The organism is Alicyclobacillus contaminans DSM 17975, from assembly GCF_000429525.1.
In the GTDB taxonomy this organism is placed as follows: domain Bacteria; phylum Bacillota; class Bacilli; order Alicyclobacillales; family Alicyclobacillaceae; genus Alicyclobacillus_A; species Alicyclobacillus_A contaminans.
In genome coordinates, this window is sequence record NZ_AUCA01000001.1 from 138,469 (window position 1) to 153,658 (window position 15,190).

At 60.2% G+C, this 15,190-nt stretch carries 15 protein-coding genes; 13 read left to right on the forward strand and 2 right to left on the reverse strand.

Features of this window, described 5'->3' with window-relative positions; all coding sequences use genetic code 11:
* The first annotated feature begins 22 nt into the window (after nucleotides 1-22).
* From G463_RS0100680 to G463_RS0100710, 7 genes are all read left to right on the forward strand, one after another.
* Nucleotides 23-1,012, forward strand: a complete 990-nt coding sequence (locus G463_RS0100680; RefSeq protein ID WP_026973672.1) for an ABC transporter permease — start codon at nucleotides 23-25, stop codon at nucleotides 1,010-1,012.
* The gene (locus tag G463_RS17860) at nucleotides 1,009-1,941 is read left to right on the forward strand and encodes an ABC transporter permease (protein ID WP_084171092.1); all 933 of its coding nucleotides are present in this window, start codon (nucleotides 1,009-1,011) and stop codon (nucleotides 1,939-1,941) included. Before G463_RS0100680 ends, G463_RS17860 begins: the two co-directional genes overlap by 4 nt.
* Complete coding sequence (locus tag G463_RS17865; protein WP_051321734.1) at nucleotides 1,919-2,944, forward strand: ABC transporter ATP-binding protein; 1,026 nt, start codon at nucleotides 1,919-1,921, stop codon at nucleotides 2,942-2,944. Before G463_RS17860 ends, G463_RS17865 begins: the two co-directional genes overlap by 23 nt.
* Nucleotides 2,905-3,879: an oligopeptide/dipeptide ABC transporter ATP-binding protein gene (locus tag G463_RS0100695; protein WP_026973673.1), complete on the forward strand. Its 975-nt coding sequence runs from the start codon at nucleotides 2,905-2,907 to the stop codon at nucleotides 3,877-3,879. The genes G463_RS17865 and G463_RS0100695 overlap by 40 nt, the downstream gene beginning before the upstream one ends.
* Nucleotides 3,880-3,968: 89 nt before the next feature.
* Nucleotides 3,969-5,333: a GH1 family beta-glucosidase gene (locus tag G463_RS0100700; RefSeq protein WP_026973674.1), complete on the forward strand. Its 1,365-nt coding sequence runs from the start codon at nucleotides 3,969-3,971 to the stop codon at nucleotides 5,331-5,333.
* 43 nt (nucleotides 5,334-5,376) lie between these two features.
* Nucleotides 5,377-7,884, forward strand: a complete 2,508-nt coding sequence (locus G463_RS17870; RefSeq protein ID WP_051321735.1) for a beta-mannosidase — start codon at nucleotides 5,377-5,379, stop codon at nucleotides 7,882-7,884.
* A gap of 325 nt (nucleotides 7,885-8,209) precedes the next feature.
* Nucleotides 8,210-8,893 (forward strand): hypothetical protein, encoded by a 684-nt coding sequence (locus G463_RS0100710; RefSeq protein WP_026973675.1) that lies wholly within the window; start codon nucleotides 8,210-8,212, stop codon nucleotides 8,891-8,893.
* Nucleotides 8,894-8,950: 57 nt separating this feature from the next.
* Here the strand turns inward: G463_RS0100710 and G463_RS0100715 are convergent, their stop codons facing one another.
* Together G463_RS0100715 and G463_RS17875 are read right to left on the reverse strand one after the other, a co-directional pair.
* Nucleotides 8,951-9,637, reverse strand: a complete 687-nt coding sequence (locus G463_RS0100715; RefSeq protein WP_026973676.1) for a hypothetical protein — start codon at nucleotides 9,635-9,637, stop codon at nucleotides 8,951-8,953.
* 1 nt (nucleotide 9,638) lies between these two features.
* Nucleotides 9,639-9,851, reverse strand: a complete 213-nt coding sequence (locus G463_RS17875; protein WP_156900038.1) for a sigma factor-like helix-turn-helix DNA-binding protein — start codon at nucleotides 9,849-9,851, stop codon at nucleotides 9,639-9,641.
* 249 nt (nucleotides 9,852-10,100) lie between these two features.
* Here G463_RS17875 and G463_RS0100725 point away from each other — a divergent pair, with 249 nt between their 5' ends.
* The 6 genes from G463_RS0100725 (at nucleotide 10,101) to G463_RS17880 (ending at nucleotide 15,023) form a co-directional block, all read left to right on the forward strand.
* Nucleotides 10,101-11,162 (forward strand): SGNH/GDSL hydrolase family protein, encoded by a 1,062-nt coding sequence (locus G463_RS0100725; RefSeq protein ID WP_026973677.1) that lies wholly within the window; start codon nucleotides 10,101-10,103, stop codon nucleotides 11,160-11,162.
* The gene (locus G463_RS0100730; RefSeq protein ID WP_026973678.1) at nucleotides 11,159-12,442 is read left to right on the forward strand and encodes an MBOAT family O-acyltransferase; all 1,284 of its coding nucleotides are present in this window, start codon (nucleotides 11,159-11,161) and stop codon (nucleotides 12,440-12,442) included. Before G463_RS0100725 ends, G463_RS0100730 begins: the two co-directional genes overlap by 4 nt.
* 5 nt (nucleotides 12,443-12,447) lie before the next feature.
* Nucleotides 12,448-12,576: a hypothetical protein gene (locus tag G463_RS23765; RefSeq protein ID WP_281171040.1), complete on the forward strand. Its 129-nt coding sequence runs from the start codon at nucleotides 12,448-12,450 to the stop codon at nucleotides 12,574-12,576.
* A 228-nt stretch (nucleotides 12,577-12,804) separates the two neighbouring features.
* A complete protein-coding gene (locus G463_RS0100740) occupies nucleotides 12,805-13,227 on the forward strand; it encodes a hypothetical protein (protein ID WP_156900033.1) in 423 nt (140 codons plus the stop codon).
* A complete protein-coding gene (locus tag G463_RS0100745; protein ID WP_169725394.1) occupies nucleotides 13,227-13,898 on the forward strand; it encodes a ferric reductase-like transmembrane domain-containing protein in 672 nt (223 codons plus the stop codon). The genes G463_RS0100740 and G463_RS0100745 overlap by 1 nt, the downstream gene beginning before the upstream one ends.
* Before the next feature lie 282 nt (nucleotides 13,899-14,180).
* Nucleotides 14,181-15,023, forward strand: coding sequence for an MIP/aquaporin family protein (locus G463_RS17880; protein ID WP_035484833.1), 843 nt, complete (start codon nucleotides 14,181-14,183; stop codon nucleotides 15,021-15,023).
* Nucleotides 15,024-15,190 lie beyond the last annotated feature (167 nt).

A 15,190-nucleotide genomic window follows, 5' to 3' on the forward strand; every position in this document is an offset into this window, starting at 1 on the left:
AGGACGTCTGGGAGGAAACGACATGAAGTACGTACTCAATCGCCTGTTGTTTTTCATCATCTCCGTCTGGGCTGCGGTGACCATCAATTTCATCCTGCCTCGCATGATGCCGGGAGATCCGGCGGACGCCATGTTCGCCAAGTTCCAGAACAACCTGACGCCGCAGGCGATGCAGGCGCTGAAACTGCAATTTGGCTTCAGCAACCAGCCTCTGATTGAGCAGTACTTCACGTACCTGAAGGGGTTGGTGACAGGACACTGGGGGCTGTCGTTCACCTACTATCCCACGCCCACCACGACGGTCATCGCGCAGAGCCTGCCGTGGACCATCGGACTGGTGGGGATCACGACGCTGTTGTCCGTGTTTCTCGGTACGGCACTCGGCATTTACACCGCCTGGCGGCGAGGCGGTTGGCTGGATAACACGCTGCCGATTGCCTCCCTGTTCGTGCAGGCAGCACCGTACATGTGGACGGGGCTGTTGCTTGTGTATTTTCTCGGCTTCAAGCTCAATTGGTTTCCCTTGTCCCACGGGTACGGGGATTCGGTGGAACCGTCCGCAAGCGCGGCGTTCATTCTGTCCGCTCTGCGCCACGGGATTCTGCCAGCGCTCACAATTTTCCTCGGATCGTTCAGTGGCTGGTTGATTGGGATGCGCAACAACATGGTGGTCACGTTGGGCGAAGACTACGTGGTGTTTGCGGAGGCCAAAGGCGTGCGACCATCCCGGCTGATGCTGATGTACGCCGCCCGCAACGCGATTCTTCCGCAAATCACCAGTTTCGCCATTGCCATTGGCAACATCGTGAGCGGATCCATCCTGACTGAAGTGGTCTTCTCCTATCCCGGTATTGGCTTGCAGCTGCAGGCGGCCGTGCTGCAGCAGGACTATCCGCTGATTCAGAGCGCCTTTCTCATCATCGCGGTGTCCGTGTTGTTGGCAAACCTGATTGTGGACCTGCTCTACGCCCGGCTCGATCCGCGCGTGCGAACGGGAGGTGTGGCCGCATGATGGAAAAATCGGTGACGGCCACCGGGCTGCCCATGGTGAGGACGACGCGGCCGAAGACATCGCGGCTGTTCCGGGCGCTGGCAGCGGACGGCAGGGCCCGCGTGGGGATGGGGCTGTTTCTCGTGTTTGTGTTGGTCGCCCTGTTTGCGCCGTGGATTGCGCCGTATCATGCGCTGGCAACGAATTTTCCCATGAACCTGCCGCCGAGCCACGCGCATTGGTTTGGCACCACGGCGACCGGCCAGGACATTTTTTCGCAGTTCATATACGGCACGCGCACCACGCTCGCGGTCGGGATTGGCGCCGGTCTGCTGTCCACGGTCGTGGGACTCGCCTTCGGCGTCACCGCCGGGTACATCGGCGGCTGGGTCGACACGGTGCTCAACTTCATCACCAACATCTTTCTCGTGCTCCCGAGTCTGGCGTTGCTGATTGTGATTGAGGCCTTGGTTCACAACACCACCCCTTGGATCAACGGGCTCATCATCGCGTTGACCGGATGGGCGTGGGGCGCCCGCGTCTTTCGGGCGCAGGCGATGTCGCTGCGCGGCCGCGAATTTGTGATTGCCGCAAGATTGTCCGGCGCGTCACACCTGCGAATCATGGTCGCGGAAATTCTCCCGAACATGACCAGTGTGATTGCGTCCAACGTGATTTTCGCCAGCCTCGGCGCGATTCTCGCGGAATCCGGCCTAGCGTTCCTGGGGCTGGAAAGTGTCAACTCGGTCAGCTGGGGCACGATGCTGTACTGGGCGCAGACGGGCGGCGCGCTCCTGAACGGCGCATGGTACTGGATTGTACCGCCCGGGCTCGGAATCGCTCTGGTCGGCCTGTCGCTGGTCCTGATGAATTTCAGCATCGACCAATTGACCAATCCGCGGCTGCGGGTGGAAAGGAGGAAGCGGCGTGGAGGAACAACCGGTGCTTGAACTGGACAGGGTATCCGTGGTGTACGAATCGTCCGCGGGGCCGGTGCGGGCCGTGAGCGATGTCAGCCTCAAAGTGTATCCCGGGACCATCATGGGGCTGATTGGGGAATCGGGGTGCGGCAAGTCCACGCTCGGCAACGCCATCATGCGGTTGCTGCGCGGGAACGCGCGGCTGGCCGAAGGCACCATTCGCGTGATGAGCACCGATGTGTACGCCCTGAGTCCCCGGGAACTGCGGACGTTCCGTTGGAACACCATGTCGATGGTGTTTCAGAGCGCCATGACAGCGCTCAATCCAGTGATGACCGTGGAGCAGCAGATTGTGGATACCCTAAAGAGCCACCGCCCGCATCTCTCCACCCGTGCCGCGCGGGAGCGGGCGCGCGAGCTTCTGCACATGGTGCGCATCGACGAGAAGCACCTGCGCAGCTACCCGCATGAACTGTCCGGCGGCATGCGTCAGCGGGTGGTGATTGCAATTGCCATTGCGCTGGAGCCGTCCCTGGTGATTATGGATGAACCCACGACGGCGCTGGACGTGGTGGTGCAGCGCTCCATCCTCCAGCAGATTCAGGAGCTTCAGGCGGAGCAGGGATTCGCCATTCTGTTCATCAGCCACGACTTCAGTCTGGTGGCGGAACTGGCGCGGCAGGTGGCCGTGATGTACGCGGGCCGCATCGTGGAGGTGGCCGATGCGAAATCGCTTCACCTGGACGTTGCGCACCATCCGTACACCGAAGGTCTGTTGCGCGCCATTCCGCGGTTGACACACGAAGACGTGGAAATCGAGGGCATCCCGGGGCAGCCGCCGGATCTCCTGGACTTGCCAAACGGCTGCGCCTACGCGCCGCGCTGTCCGTACGTTGCGCCCATCTGCAGCAGCCATCAGCCGGAGTTGCATCCGCATCCGAACGGCCTGGCGGCGTGCCATCGATTTCATCCGACCGAAGGAGGTGCTCCCGGATGGCCCAGCCCAGCCCCTTTGTCGAAGTGGACGACCTGATTCTGCGGTTTCCCGTGCGAACGCGCGGCGGACGGCAGTTCATCACCCCGGTCCATCACGTCAGTTTCCAGATTGCCGACGGCGAGGTGCTCGCGCTGGTGGGTGAATCGGGCAGCGGCAAAAGCACCATTGGCCGCACCTTGGTGCGCATTCTCGAGCCGAGCGGCGGGCGGGTATCCGTGGGGGGACAGGACGTGACGCATCTGCGCGGGCGCGCGCTCACTCAGTACCGCCGTGTGACGCAGATGGTGTTTCAAGATCCGTTCGGCAGCCTGAATCCGGTGCGAACGTTGGAGCAACATCTGGCGCCGCCGTTGAAAAAATTTCAGGGCTACCGCGGCCGGGCGCTGTCCGACGCGGTGGACGGGCTGCTGGAAAGAGTCGGCCTTTCGCCGGTTCAGACGTTTCGCGGCAAGTATCCGCATGAACTGTCCGGCGGGCAGCGGCAGCGCGTGGCCATTGCGCGGGCATTGGCCGCGAATCCTCGCTTCATTGTGGCGGACGAACCCATCTCCATGCTGGATGTCTCCATTCGCGCCGGCATCCTGGAACTGATGAATGAGTTGAAGCGGGAATTCAAGCTGTCCTATTTGTACATCACGCACGACCTGGCCTCGGCGCGCTACTTCGGCGATCGCATCATGGTGCTGTACGGCGGCCGCGTGATGGAGACCGCAGCGTCTCGGGAACTGCTCAAACGCCCACTGCATCCGTACACGCGCTTGATGTTTGCCGCCACGCCAGGCAGTCGCTGGAATGCACCGCTCCCCGAGACGCGGAGCGAACCACCGAACCTGTTGGAAGGTCGCATTGGCTGTCCATTTGCGCATCGCTGCCCCTTTGCGGAGGCGAGGTGCCGGGAGGAGACGCCGGAGCTGCGGGCGCTGACCAGCGATCACCAGGTGGCGTGTCACTTGGCTGAAGTGTTGAATTAGCAGACGTTCTCCACGCACCCGTCCATGGTGCACAACAACCATCGCGGCGCAAAACCCGCGTCACAACCAGCGAAAAAGGACGTGGAAGTATGACGAGACCGTTCCTGGATTTTCCGAGAGATTTTGTGTTTGGGGTCGCCACCGCAGCCTATCAAATTGAGGGGGCGCACGACGAAGGCGGCCGCACCCCGTCCATATGGGACACGTTCTCTCATACCCCGGGCAAGACGTGGAAAGGGCACACGGGGGATGTGGCCTGCGATCACTACCACCGCTATCCAAAGGACATCGCGCTGATGAAGGAACTGGGCATCCGGGCCTACCGCCTGTCCATTGCCTGGCCGCGGATGGTTCCGGAGCGCGGGGTGAAAAACCAGCAAGGCATTGACTTCTACAAGCACCTCCTCACCGCGCTGCACGAGGCGGAGATTACGCCGGCGGTCACCCTGTACCACTGGGATTTGCCGCAATGGCTGGACGATTTGGGAGGCTGGTTGAACCGGGATGTCACGGAGCATTTCGCTGAGTACGCAGAGTTGGTCCACCGCGAGCTCGGCGACCTCATACCGCGCGTCATCACGCATAATGAGCCGTGGTGCTCCTCATTTCTCGGATACGCCTTGGGCGTCCACGCTCCTGGCCACACCGATTGGCGGGAGGCGTTCACGGCTGCGCACCATATTTTGTTATCCCATGGTCGGGCCGTGCAGGCGTACCGCGCGGCGGGCGGCAGCGGAGAGGTTGGAATTACGTTGAACTTCACGTGGATTGACCCGGCGTCCACGCAGCCAGAGGACGTGGCGGCCGCCGAGCGCGTGGCTGGGTTCTCGAACCGTTGGTTCATCCAGCCTGTGTTTTCCGGCACGTATCCGACGGACGTCGCGGCGCTGGTGGAGTCGCGCTTCGGCGCCATGGACTTCGTGAAAGCGGGGGATTTGGACGTCATCTCCACGCCGGTGGATTTTCTCGGGGTTAACTACTACACGCGCAATGTGGTGGCGCATCAGCCCAACGGAGACTGGCTGCAGGTCCGGCATGTTGCACCGCCCAAAGAGGCGCAGACGGAGATGGGCTGGGAGATACACCCCGAGTCGCTGTACCGGTTGCTGCACTGGATTGAGCGCAACTACACCAAGGGGACACCTCTGTACATCACCGAAAACGGGGCGGCTTTCGACGACGCCGTGGAGGATGGCGCCGTGCACGACGTGCGGCGCATTGACTACGTGGCGGATCACCTGGCGGCAGCACAGCGCTTCATCGCCGAGGGCGGTCGGTTGAAAGGGTACTACCTATGGTCGCTGCTTGACAACTACGAGTGGGCGTTTGGCTATTCCAAACGGTTTGGCATCGTCCATGTGGATTACGAGACACAGGCGCGAACGGTGAAAGACAGCGCCAGGTGGTACAGCGGGCAGATTGCCCACCAACACGCGGCACCGACTGCCGAATGAAAATGACGACGGGTGTTGGACGAGGGGAAGGGGGAAGGACGAGATGACTGCCAAGCAAACCCTCGACCTGGGCGGGGCCTGGAGAATGCGGCGGGTGGACAGCGAGGTGTGGCTGCCTGCGCGCGTGCCGGGTTCCGTACTTGAGGACCTGCTGCGGGCGGGTGCTGTACCAGATCCGTTTTACCGCGACAATGAAACCCGGGTCGCTGCGGTGCTGGATGCAGCGTACGAGTATGCGCGGACGTTTTCCGTGCCGGAGGACCTGCTCGCCGCCGATTGTGTGGAATTGATGTGCCACGGGCTCGATACCCTGGCCACCGTTTGGTTGAACGATGTGAAAGTGGGGACCGCCGACAACATGCACCGTACGTACGCGTGGGATGTCCGGCATCTGTTGCGGCCGGCGGACAACGTGTTGCGTGTTCGGTTCGACTCGGCGGCCGCCTACGTGGCGGCCCGGCAGCGCGAGTTCCCGCTGTGGGGGCCGGATCATACCCTGGCAGGCTTTCCGCACCTGCGGAAGGCGCATTACATGTTCGGGTGGGACTGGGGGCCCAGGCTGCCGGACGCCGGAATGTGGCGGCCGGTGGAGCTGCGGGCGTACCATGTCGCGCGGTTGACGGACGTCCGCGTCCAACAGGTACACCGGGAGGGAGTCGTTGAACTCACGGTGACCGCCGCGGTGGAGCGGTTTCAGTCAGCGGCCCTCTGCAGGCTCGCGGTTCGGGTGACGGCGCCGGACGGCTTCTCGTGGCAGGCGGAAGTCCCCTGCGCGGACAGCGCTGGACAGGCGCGGCTCACCATCGAAAACCCACACTTGTGGTGGCCCCATGACCTCGGGGAGCAGCCGTTGTACACGGTGTCCGTGGCGTTGCTCAGCGACGGGCTGCCGGTGGACGACTGGACGCGGAGAATTGGTCTGCGGACAGTGACGGTCACGAGGACCCCGGATGCGTGGGGGGAATCCTTTGCCCTCACCGTCAACGGAGTGCAGCTGTTCGCCCGCGGCGCCAACTACATTCCGGAGGACAACCTGCTGGGACGAACCTCCAGGGCGCGCACCGAGCGGCTGCTTCGCGATTGCGTTGCGGCGAATTTCAACACCATTCGCGTGTGGGGGGGAGGGATTTACCCGGACGACGCGTTCTACGACCTGTGCGACGAACTCGGCCTGTTGGTTTGGCAGGACCTGATGTTCGCGTGCGCAGTGTACCGTTTGACCGATCCGTTCCTGACCACGGTTACCGAGGAAGTGCGCGACAACCTGCGGCGTATTCGCCACCATGCCTCACTGGCATTGGTTTGCGGGAACAACGAAATGGAAGTCGCGTGGGCGGAATGGAACTTTCCGAAGCCCGTCTCCCTGCGCGTGGACTATTTGAAACTGTTTGAGCATCACCTGCCCGAGGTGTGCCGGGAGGTGGCGCCCGATGTTTTTTATTGGCCGGCCTCGCCGTCATCCGGCGGCGGCTTTGTGCAACCGAACAGCGAACACGCGGGAGATGTCCACTACTGGGACGTGTGGCACGGCTTGAAGCCATTCACGGAGTATCGGAAGTACCATTTCCGCTTCTGTTCGGAGTTTGGTTTTCAATCGTTTCCGTCGATGAAAACCATCGAATGGTTCACTGAGCCGGAGGATAGGAACATTTTCTCGTATGTGATGGAACAGCACCAGAAGAACGAAGCCGCCAACGGGAAAATTCTCTACTATCTCTCCGACAACTTCCAATATCCAAAGGATCTGGCTGCGCTCAGCTACGTCTCACAGGTGCTGCAGGCGGAGGCGATTCGCTACGGCGTCGAGCACTGGCGGCGGCACCGGGGACGATGCATGGGCGCGCTGTACTGGCAGTTGAACGATTGTTGGCCAGTGGCCTCCTGGTCCAGCATCGACGCATTCGGCCGCTGGAAAGCCCTGCACTATTTTGCCCGCCGCTTCTTCGCGCCCGTTCTCGCATCAGCCTGCGAGAACGGCCCTCGCGTGGATCTGTACGTGACCAACGATACGCGGCGCCGCGTGGTCGGGGAGCTGCGCTGGCAGCTTTGCAGGTTCAACGGCGAGGTTTTGACCGACGGATCCGTGCGGATTGACGTACCTGCCCTGGAAGCTTGGCCGGTGGCCGCGCTGGATGTGTCCGATTGGGTGAATGGCGAGACTGCGCGCGATGTGTATCTGAGGTACGGGATCTGGGTGGATGGCGACGAGGTATCCGGAGGCACCGTGTTGTTCTGCAAGGCGAAGTACCTGCGGCTGGCATCCCCGCATCTGCGGTGCCGGGTGACCGAAGCTGCGGATGATTTTGTCATCGACGTATCGGCGGATCAATTCGCGAAGTACGTCCAGCTGGATTTGTCCGATGCAGACGGCGTGTTCAGCGACAATTACTTTGATGTATCAGCAGGAGAAACCCGGCGGATTTTGCTGTCGAAGCAGACCCTCAGCCGGCCGCTCTCGCTGTCGGAGTTGCGGGATCAACTGACGGTGACCAGCCTGGTGGACACCTACTCGGCGCGTTCGGAACGAGCAGAGGTGGAGGTCTTGGCCTGAGCGTTGGATGCAATGGCGCCACGCGGACTTGTCCGGGACGTGATGGGCACGCGCGTGGCGCCACTGCGAGATCCGGGGGCCTGCGTGGGTTCATCAGGTGGTTTGGAGCAAAACAGGCAAGCAGCAGCAGAGGTTTCCCGTGATTTCAGCACCGGCTCCCCCCCTGATGACGGACGGTTCTCCCCAATCACGGCCGGTTTCACATAGTTTCCCCAATCGTCAGTATTCTGTATCATTCCAGATGTGGAACCATTCTCGGTGCAATGCAACGTTTTTCCAAGAACGGGGTGGTTCTTGTGTGCATCACACCTGGGAGGGGATATCGATGCGACGCATGGCTGTGGCAACGGTGGTGGCTGTGTTGATGTTGTCCATCGCCGGGTTTGCGTTCGACATCGCCGTGTACGCGAACGAGGTGACACAGGATGAGGCGACGGCCATCGCGAGTGAGGCGGTCGTGTTTGATGTGAACCAGGCATCGCTGTTTCGAATGGAAGCGGCGACCTCAAAGGCGGACATGAAGTTGACTCCCGCGTCGGAACTTCCTGTGACCGCGAAGGGGCCGGACGACGCGCGATGGGTGCTGACGTTTCCCCGTCCTCTCGAATTGACGCGCAGGATTTCGCTGACGGACGCCGACCGAGCCACCCATCTCCGGCGCCTCAACGATATCGCGCGTCAGATTTTCACGGAAGACGGGCCGTATCTGCAGCGAGCGCGCGGAATGTTTCCGCGCATCGTAGCCAGTGAATCGCCGGATCATCTGCAGATGGACGGCGGTATCGGTGAATTGCGGTGGTCCGACGTTCACGTCAACGTCCTCACGGGCACCGCGGTGCTCCACGGGCGCGGGGTGGCCTGGTGTGCCGGGGCCGGTTGGCAGGGCGACCACTATCGCGTGGTCACACCCACCAACCAGATGAAGTTCACCGTGCGTTTGAAATCCGTGCATGGCCACTGGAAAGTGGACGAGCTCGAGCGAACCTTCGCCTCGGGATCTGAGCCGTGAAGCCATGGGCCGCCCGCCTGTTCAGGGGGCGTCATGACTGGCCTTTCCGGCGAAAGTTCACGAATGCGCCTGGGTGAACTCCCCTTCCCAATCACCGTCTTTCAGCCAATGGAACAGCTGCGGTGCCTTCAAATACACGGTTTGATCTCCTGAGACGCAGGTCACCACGTCCTGCACGTACCGAATCTGGACCTGATGCGCACTCACCTGCACGAGGTACGAGGTCGGACAGAGTGTCATGGTTTGATGGTTCACCGTCACCATGCGCAACTGTGCCGGACCGATGTTTCCCTGTAGGACAATACTCCGATCCGACGCGGGGATGTCCCCGAGGAACAGGGAGGCCCGGTTGAGCCACGACAGGACCTGCGTGGCGACACGCTGGGGACTTGCCGCATGCCATAGCATAAAACCTGGACCAGTTTCCACAGATATAGACTGAATGGACGACGGCGCAGGGAATGACAGAACATGTTGCGCCGAGGCTGTCGTATTTTCGGCCTGTGTGCCGTGTGGCGCTTGGCGATGGGAGACCGCGTAAACGCCACCCACCAGGCAGGCGACCGCGGCCGTAGCCGCGACAAGCGATGGCCACGTTTCGAACCGTCCGCGTCGGCGACCGGGGGGAGGGGATGGGTTCATTCGCTGTTCGATGGCCAGCCAAATTGCTTTCTCCTTTTGAGGAGACATACGAATCTCGGAGACCATGGACAGTCTCTTGCGCACGTCTTCGTCAGATGCCATCTTACCGGTGCACCTCCTTTGATGTTTCCCCCAGTAGGTCACGGAGTTTGAGCATGGCCCGATGCGTTGAATTCCGCACCTTTTTTTCGGACCAACCGAGAATCGCTGCGGTCTCCGGTACGGAGAAGTTTTCCACGTACCGCAGGATCACGACCTGGCGATAGCTGGGGTTCAGTTGGTGCAGCGAGGCTGCAACCTCCACCATTAGGTCCATGGGCGGGGCCGGATCGCCGATGTCCAGCAATTCACGCGTCTGGCTGAAGCTTCCGCACTCATGGTTTTTTCACCACCTCACCCCCCTTGCCTGAATAGACGTGTCTGTGGGCGGAATGTCTCACTCGCGCCATCCGACCCTTTTCGACGGCGCACTTCCGCGCCGTGCTCACCGTGGACAGGCGGCTGGTGTATAATCGCTACAGGACTTGTTTCGTACATTGAAACAAAGGTAGTTCAGGGAGGGACTATGACGCCCACGAGAGTTTGGACGTTTCTGCTACCGAAGCTGAATCTGTGGATTTTGGCGGTGGTCGTGGCGGTGTTTGTGGTTATCGATCAACTCGCAATACCGCCCATTCTGGCCCATGAAGTGGTGCCGAATGCCGACTACCGGACGAAAGTGGACTACACGGATATTAAGGCGTTCATCGAGGAGGTCAATCGGGACCGGTCCCCGAAAATCATCCTGGTTGGCGACTCCATCACGCAGGGCGGCGGGGTTGCCAACGGCGACGAGACCATTTCGCATTACCTGCAGCAGAATGTATCCCGGGCCGGATACGCTTATCACGTATACAATTTCGGCATTGAAGGCGCGGAACCCGGGGATTGCTACGCCATCGTCAAATCGCTGCGGCTCACCTCAAAAGATCTCGTCGTGTATGACATGAACGTGGGCGATTACGGCGTCAGTCCCGTTCGCTTTCGCGAAATCACGCCGATGCTCGTGCCGATGCCTGTGCATACCAAATCCACCGCGCTGGTCGATCCGGTCGAGGATTGGCTGCGCCGCTTCGTGAACAACCACTGGAAGTTGTTTGCGTATCGCGGGATTGTCAAAACCTATCTCGCAAACTGGGGTGGAGGTCCGCCCATCACGGCTTCCTCGACGAAGCACGCACCGGATCCACCGCCGTGGTACACCAAGGACTGGACCGCGCAGACGAAGGGCATGTGGAAACGCGGCAGCAACGTGTTTCATGACAACGACGGAGCGCTTACGTTCAACCGCTTGATGATTCAGGATGTACGGTCACACGGGGCCAAAATCCTCGTGTACAACATCCCTCTGAATCAGAAGATGATGGCGCAGTACCAGATGATAGACGAGCCGAAATACAAGCAGAACATCGCACGTCTCAAGGCTGCCATGCTGGGCGCCGGGGCCATCTATCGGGACTACGAATACCTCATCCCGAGCGATGACTTCATCGACAGTCTGCATCCGACCCGTGCGGGCAATGAGATTTTGGCGAACCAACTGATGAAGGATCTGACACCTTACTTTGCGACAGGGAGTTTATCATGATCTTTAATACGTGGACTTACGGGGCGTTTTGCGCGCTGACGTTTCTCGTCTATTGGTTTGTCTCTCCCCCCCGATGGCGATCCGCGGTTCTTCTGGTGGCCAGCTACGTGTTTTTCACCTATCACTATCCGTGGCATGCGCTGCTGATCTTTGGGATGACGGTGGTGGTGTACACGCTGTCGCTCGGCATCTTCCGATACCGGGACGCGCTTCGCCGAGGGGATCCACTGCGGTGGTACCAACATCCCAAGCTGTACATGATTGCCATCATCGTCTTTTGCGTGGGAACGCTGTCCTATTACAAGTATCTGAAGATGGCCATCGCCAGCCTGAACGGTCTGCTTCACCTTGCCGACATTCACAAAACCTACGCCATCCCATCGATGGTGGTCCCGCTCGGCATTTCGTTTTTCGTCTTTGAATTTATTCACTACGCCGTCGACGCGTACCAGGGCAAGGCGCAGCGCGTGAACTTTTTCCGATTTGCGGTGTTCATCATGTACTTTCCGACGCTGGTCTCGGGTCCCATCAAGAGATACCAAATTTTTGTAAACCAGATGTTTGAAATGAAGCGGTTCCGAATGGAGTATCTGAACGAGGGGCTGGCGCGAATCCTGATTGGCCTTGGCAAAAAGGTGATCATTGCGGATCAGATGACACCTTATGCCGCACCGCTTTTGAACCCGCATGCGGCCACAGCAGGGCAGCTGTGGTTGGCCATGTACGCGTACGCCATGAAAATTTACTTCGATTTCTCCGGGTACTCGGATATCGCGATTGGCAGCGCCCGCCTGTTTGGATACCAGGTGCCGGAGAACTTCAATTTTCCGTATCTGCAGAAGAACATTGCGACGTTTTGGAACAACTGGCACATGTCTTTGTCCAGTTGGATCCGGGATTACATCTACATTCCCCTTGGCGGCAATCGCGGCAGTGTGGCGTTTGCCGCGCGCAACAGTCTGATTGCCATGGCCATCAGCGGTCTCTGGCACGGCGCGGCCTGGCATTTCGTGCTATGGGGCGTGTACCACGGCCTGGGTCTCGTTTGGATGCGATACTACGGGCACTGGAAGAAATCAGGCCAAGCCCCGGAATTTCTTGCGAGAGTCACCATTGGGACCGCGGGATTAAAACGGCCTCACATTGCGGGGATTCGCGATGTGCTGTCGATTCTCGCGACGTTCCAATTCGTGTGCTTCGGGTGGATTTTGTTTTACTGTCCGAGCGTTCACACGGCGGCGTACGCTGTACTGAAAATGTTCGGTATCGTGGGAGGGTGACCGGGATGAAATTCTGGCAGTCGGCGAACTTCTGGCACGCGGTCTACAGCTGCGTCTTTTGGATAGTGCTGGTGACGGCCATTGTGCTGTGCAGTTCCGGTGTGGAGTCGAAGTTCATTTATACCGATTTTTAACGCGTCAACCTGCAGGTGAAATCCTGCCACTGCGCGAGGCCCCGCGTGCGCCTGACCACCCATCCCTTTTTGGAACATCACCGTGCCGCAGGACCGGAACGCTAGCTCTTCAGCAACTGTTCAGCTTTGCCTCATGTGTACCTCAGCTAGCGGGGGCAGGATGGGTTCGTACCCTTGAATCCTGAATGGAACGGTCATCGGAACAACGTTTTGCGGAGGTTGATGGGCATGGCAGACGGTGGGAACGAAGAGAGGCCGAATGGACAAAGAAAACCGATGCGGGGGAAGCGCGCGTTAATTGCCTTTTCGTGGATCACATCACTGGCCACCGTGATTGGGTTTGTCGGCGCCTGGGAGTGGCTGCAGTCCGCATCAGCTGCAACCGCAAGCGCATCCGGAGGCAACGCTTCGACAGCGACCACGAGCGAATCCCAAGGCACCGCATCGGCGGCTGCAGGAAGTTCCAACGGGGGCAGCGATGACGTCGGCGGAGGAACGGGGGATGCTTCGGACAGCTGGTCGGGGTGGTCCGGAGGCACCGGGAATCCCGATGGTTCCTACGGCGGAGACGAAGGATTTCGAGTCCATCGCCACGGCGGGGTTTCTCTGGCATCTGGGGGCAGTCCCGATGTGCAATCGGGGGCGTCATGATGACGAAGCGACTGAGTAAGACCATGACGCTGGAACCAGAGCAGCGGGCTCCTCTGTGGTTTGTGGCGGTGTTCGCTGTGGTGGTGGTACTTATCGCGGAAGTGTTCAGCCGGGGGGTGGCTGTCGGCAGCCGAGTCCAGGTGAACCAAGACTTCTGGCTGCTGGACCGAGCCGCAGGTTTGGTGGCCTATGAGGTGCTCGCATTGAGCGCCATCCTCGGCGTCTCCATGACGTCCGGTGTCTGGGATAGGATGGGGCTGCGACGTCATGTCCGATTGCTGCACCAACTGGCGACGCTGTTGATCCTGCCGTTCACAGCGCTGCACCTGTTCGGCCTGTATGAGGACACAGATGTTCCCTTCACGCTGGCGGACCTGTTGATTCCGGGGAAGTCCCGCGTCACGCCGCTGGCCACCGCATTGGGCGTTTTGAGTTTGTATGCCGTGGTCGTCCTGGTGGTCAGCTCCTACCTGCAGTCGCTGCTCACGGTTCGCGTGTGGCGTACGCTGCACCTGCTGGCGTTTCCGATGTTCGTGGCGGTGACGCTCCACGGGCTGCTCGGAGGAACGGATTCTCGCACCGTGATGGGGGCGCTCCTCTACGCCATTCCTCTGCTGTTGTTTTTCGGATTCACGCTGGAGCGCTGGACGGCGGCCCGGCGCCGAGGATAAACGAAGGAGGTTGTGTAAAGACCAGCGGCGGCTGGTTGACACGGGCCTCCCTCGGTCGTAAAATAATCTTAATCAGAACTTTGAATGCGCTTTCTATGGCAACAGCAGGGAAAAGTTAAAAGTCCACTGAGACTCGGAGAACCACAAGTTGCTCGGATGCGTGCATCCTGGCCTTGTGGTTTTTATTGTCTTTCGGGAGGTGAAAACGGCATCGACGCGGTTTCCGCAGTGGCACCGGCCAATCGGGTAAGCGGATTCAATAGGTGAAATGGGGGGAAGAACATGAGGCAGTCCATATGGGGTGAATACCTCGCCGAGTTGATTGGTACTGCATTTCTGTTGATGGTTGGCGACAGTGTCGCCGCCATGGCGATTCTGTACAACGCGTTCAGCGGAGATTACTGGGGAATCTGTATTCTCTGGGGGCTTGGCGTCACCATGGCGGTGTATCTGACGGGGGCCATTTCCGGTGCGCACCTGAACCCCGCCGTCACCATCGGGTTTGCCATGTACGGCGGCTTCCCGTGGAAGAAAGTTCCCGGCTTCATTGTGTCTCAGGTCATAGGCGGTTTTCTCGGTGCGGCGTTGACCTATCAACTCTTCTCGCCCGTGATCAACGCGTTCAACGCGGCGCACCACACCACCCGGGCAGCGCTCGGAGGGCTGACCACGTCGGGGATCTTTTTCACACATCCGAATACGGGCATCACCACGGGACACGCACTGGTCGACGAGATCATTCTGACCGCTGCGCTCGTCATCGGAATTCTCGCCATCAGCGACAATTACAACTCCAATCGCCCCGGCGCGAACACCGCGCCGCTGATGGTTGGTCTGCTCGTGTCCATGGTCGGCGGTTTTGGCGGCCAGTTGGAGGCGTGGGCGCTCAACCCCGCGCGCGACTTTGGCCCGCGCTTGTTCGGCCTGCTGGCTGGCTGGGGCAACAACGCGTTTCCGGGTCCGAGCGGATATTGGTGGGTGCCCATTGTCGGCCCCATCGTCGGCGCCGTCATTGCCGGAGCCGTGTACAATTATCTGCTGCGTCCATTCATGCCGGAAAACCCGCGGCGCCTCGCGAAAGCCGCCGGTGTGATGAAAAAGACCAGCGGCGCATCCGCGTCCTGAGCCGCGCGTCTTCGATTTCAAGAAGCATCCTACCGAGCCGTCCGCCGTGCGGGCGGCTCGCGTTTTATCCTCCCCTCGGACTTCGGCTTTCCGGGGCCACGGGTGGCTCACACTCGCGCATGGAGATGCCCGCCCTGTTGCCTGTTTGATTTTTTCAGGGAACGTTC

Coding starts and splice junctions, on each gene's coding strand:
- G463_RS0100680 (WP_026973672.1), top strand. CDS start 23: ATGAAGTACGTACTCAATCGCCTGTTGTTTTTCATCATCTCCGTCTGG.
- G463_RS17860 (WP_084171092.1), top strand. CDS start 1,009: ATGATGGAAAAATCGGTGACGGCCACCGGGCTGCCCATGGTGAGGACG.
- G463_RS0100695 (WP_026973673.1), top strand. CDS start 2,905: ATGGCCCAGCCCAGCCCCTTTGTCGAAGTGGACGACCTGATTCTGCGG.
- G463_RS0100700 (WP_026973674.1), top strand. CDS start 3,969: ATGACGAGACCGTTCCTGGATTTTCCGAGAGATTTTGTGTTTGGGGTC.
- G463_RS17870 (WP_051321735.1), top strand. CDS start 5,377: ATGACTGCCAAGCAAACCCTCGACCTGGGCGGGGCCTGGAGAATGCGG.
- G463_RS0100710 (WP_026973675.1), top strand. CDS start 8,210: ATGCGACGCATGGCTGTGGCAACGGTGGTGGCTGTGTTGATGTTGTCC.
- G463_RS0100715 (WP_026973676.1), bottom strand. CDS start 9,637: ATGGCATCTGACGAAGACGTGCGCAAGAGACTGTCCATGGTCTCCGAG.
- G463_RS17875 (WP_156900038.1), bottom strand. CDS start 9,851: ATGGACCTAATGGTGGAGGTTGCAGCCTCGCTGCACCAACTGAACCCC.
- G463_RS0100725 (WP_026973677.1), top strand. CDS start 10,101: ATGACGCCCACGAGAGTTTGGACGTTTCTGCTACCGAAGCTGAATCTG.
- G463_RS0100730 (WP_026973678.1), top strand. CDS start 11,159: ATGATCTTTAATACGTGGACTTACGGGGCGTTTTGCGCGCTGACGTTT.
- G463_RS23765 (WP_281171040.1), top strand. CDS start 12,448: ATGAAATTCTGGCAGTCGGCGAACTTCTGGCACGCGGTCTACAGCTGC.
- G463_RS0100740 (WP_156900033.1), top strand. CDS start 12,805: ATGGCAGACGGTGGGAACGAAGAGAGGCCGAATGGACAAAGAAAACCG.
- G463_RS0100745 (WP_169725394.1), top strand. CDS start 13,227: ATGACGAAGCGACTGAGTAAGACCATGACGCTGGAACCAGAGCAGCGG.
- G463_RS17880 (WP_035484833.1), top strand. CDS start 14,181: ATGAGGCAGTCCATATGGGGTGAATACCTCGCCGAGTTGATTGGTACT.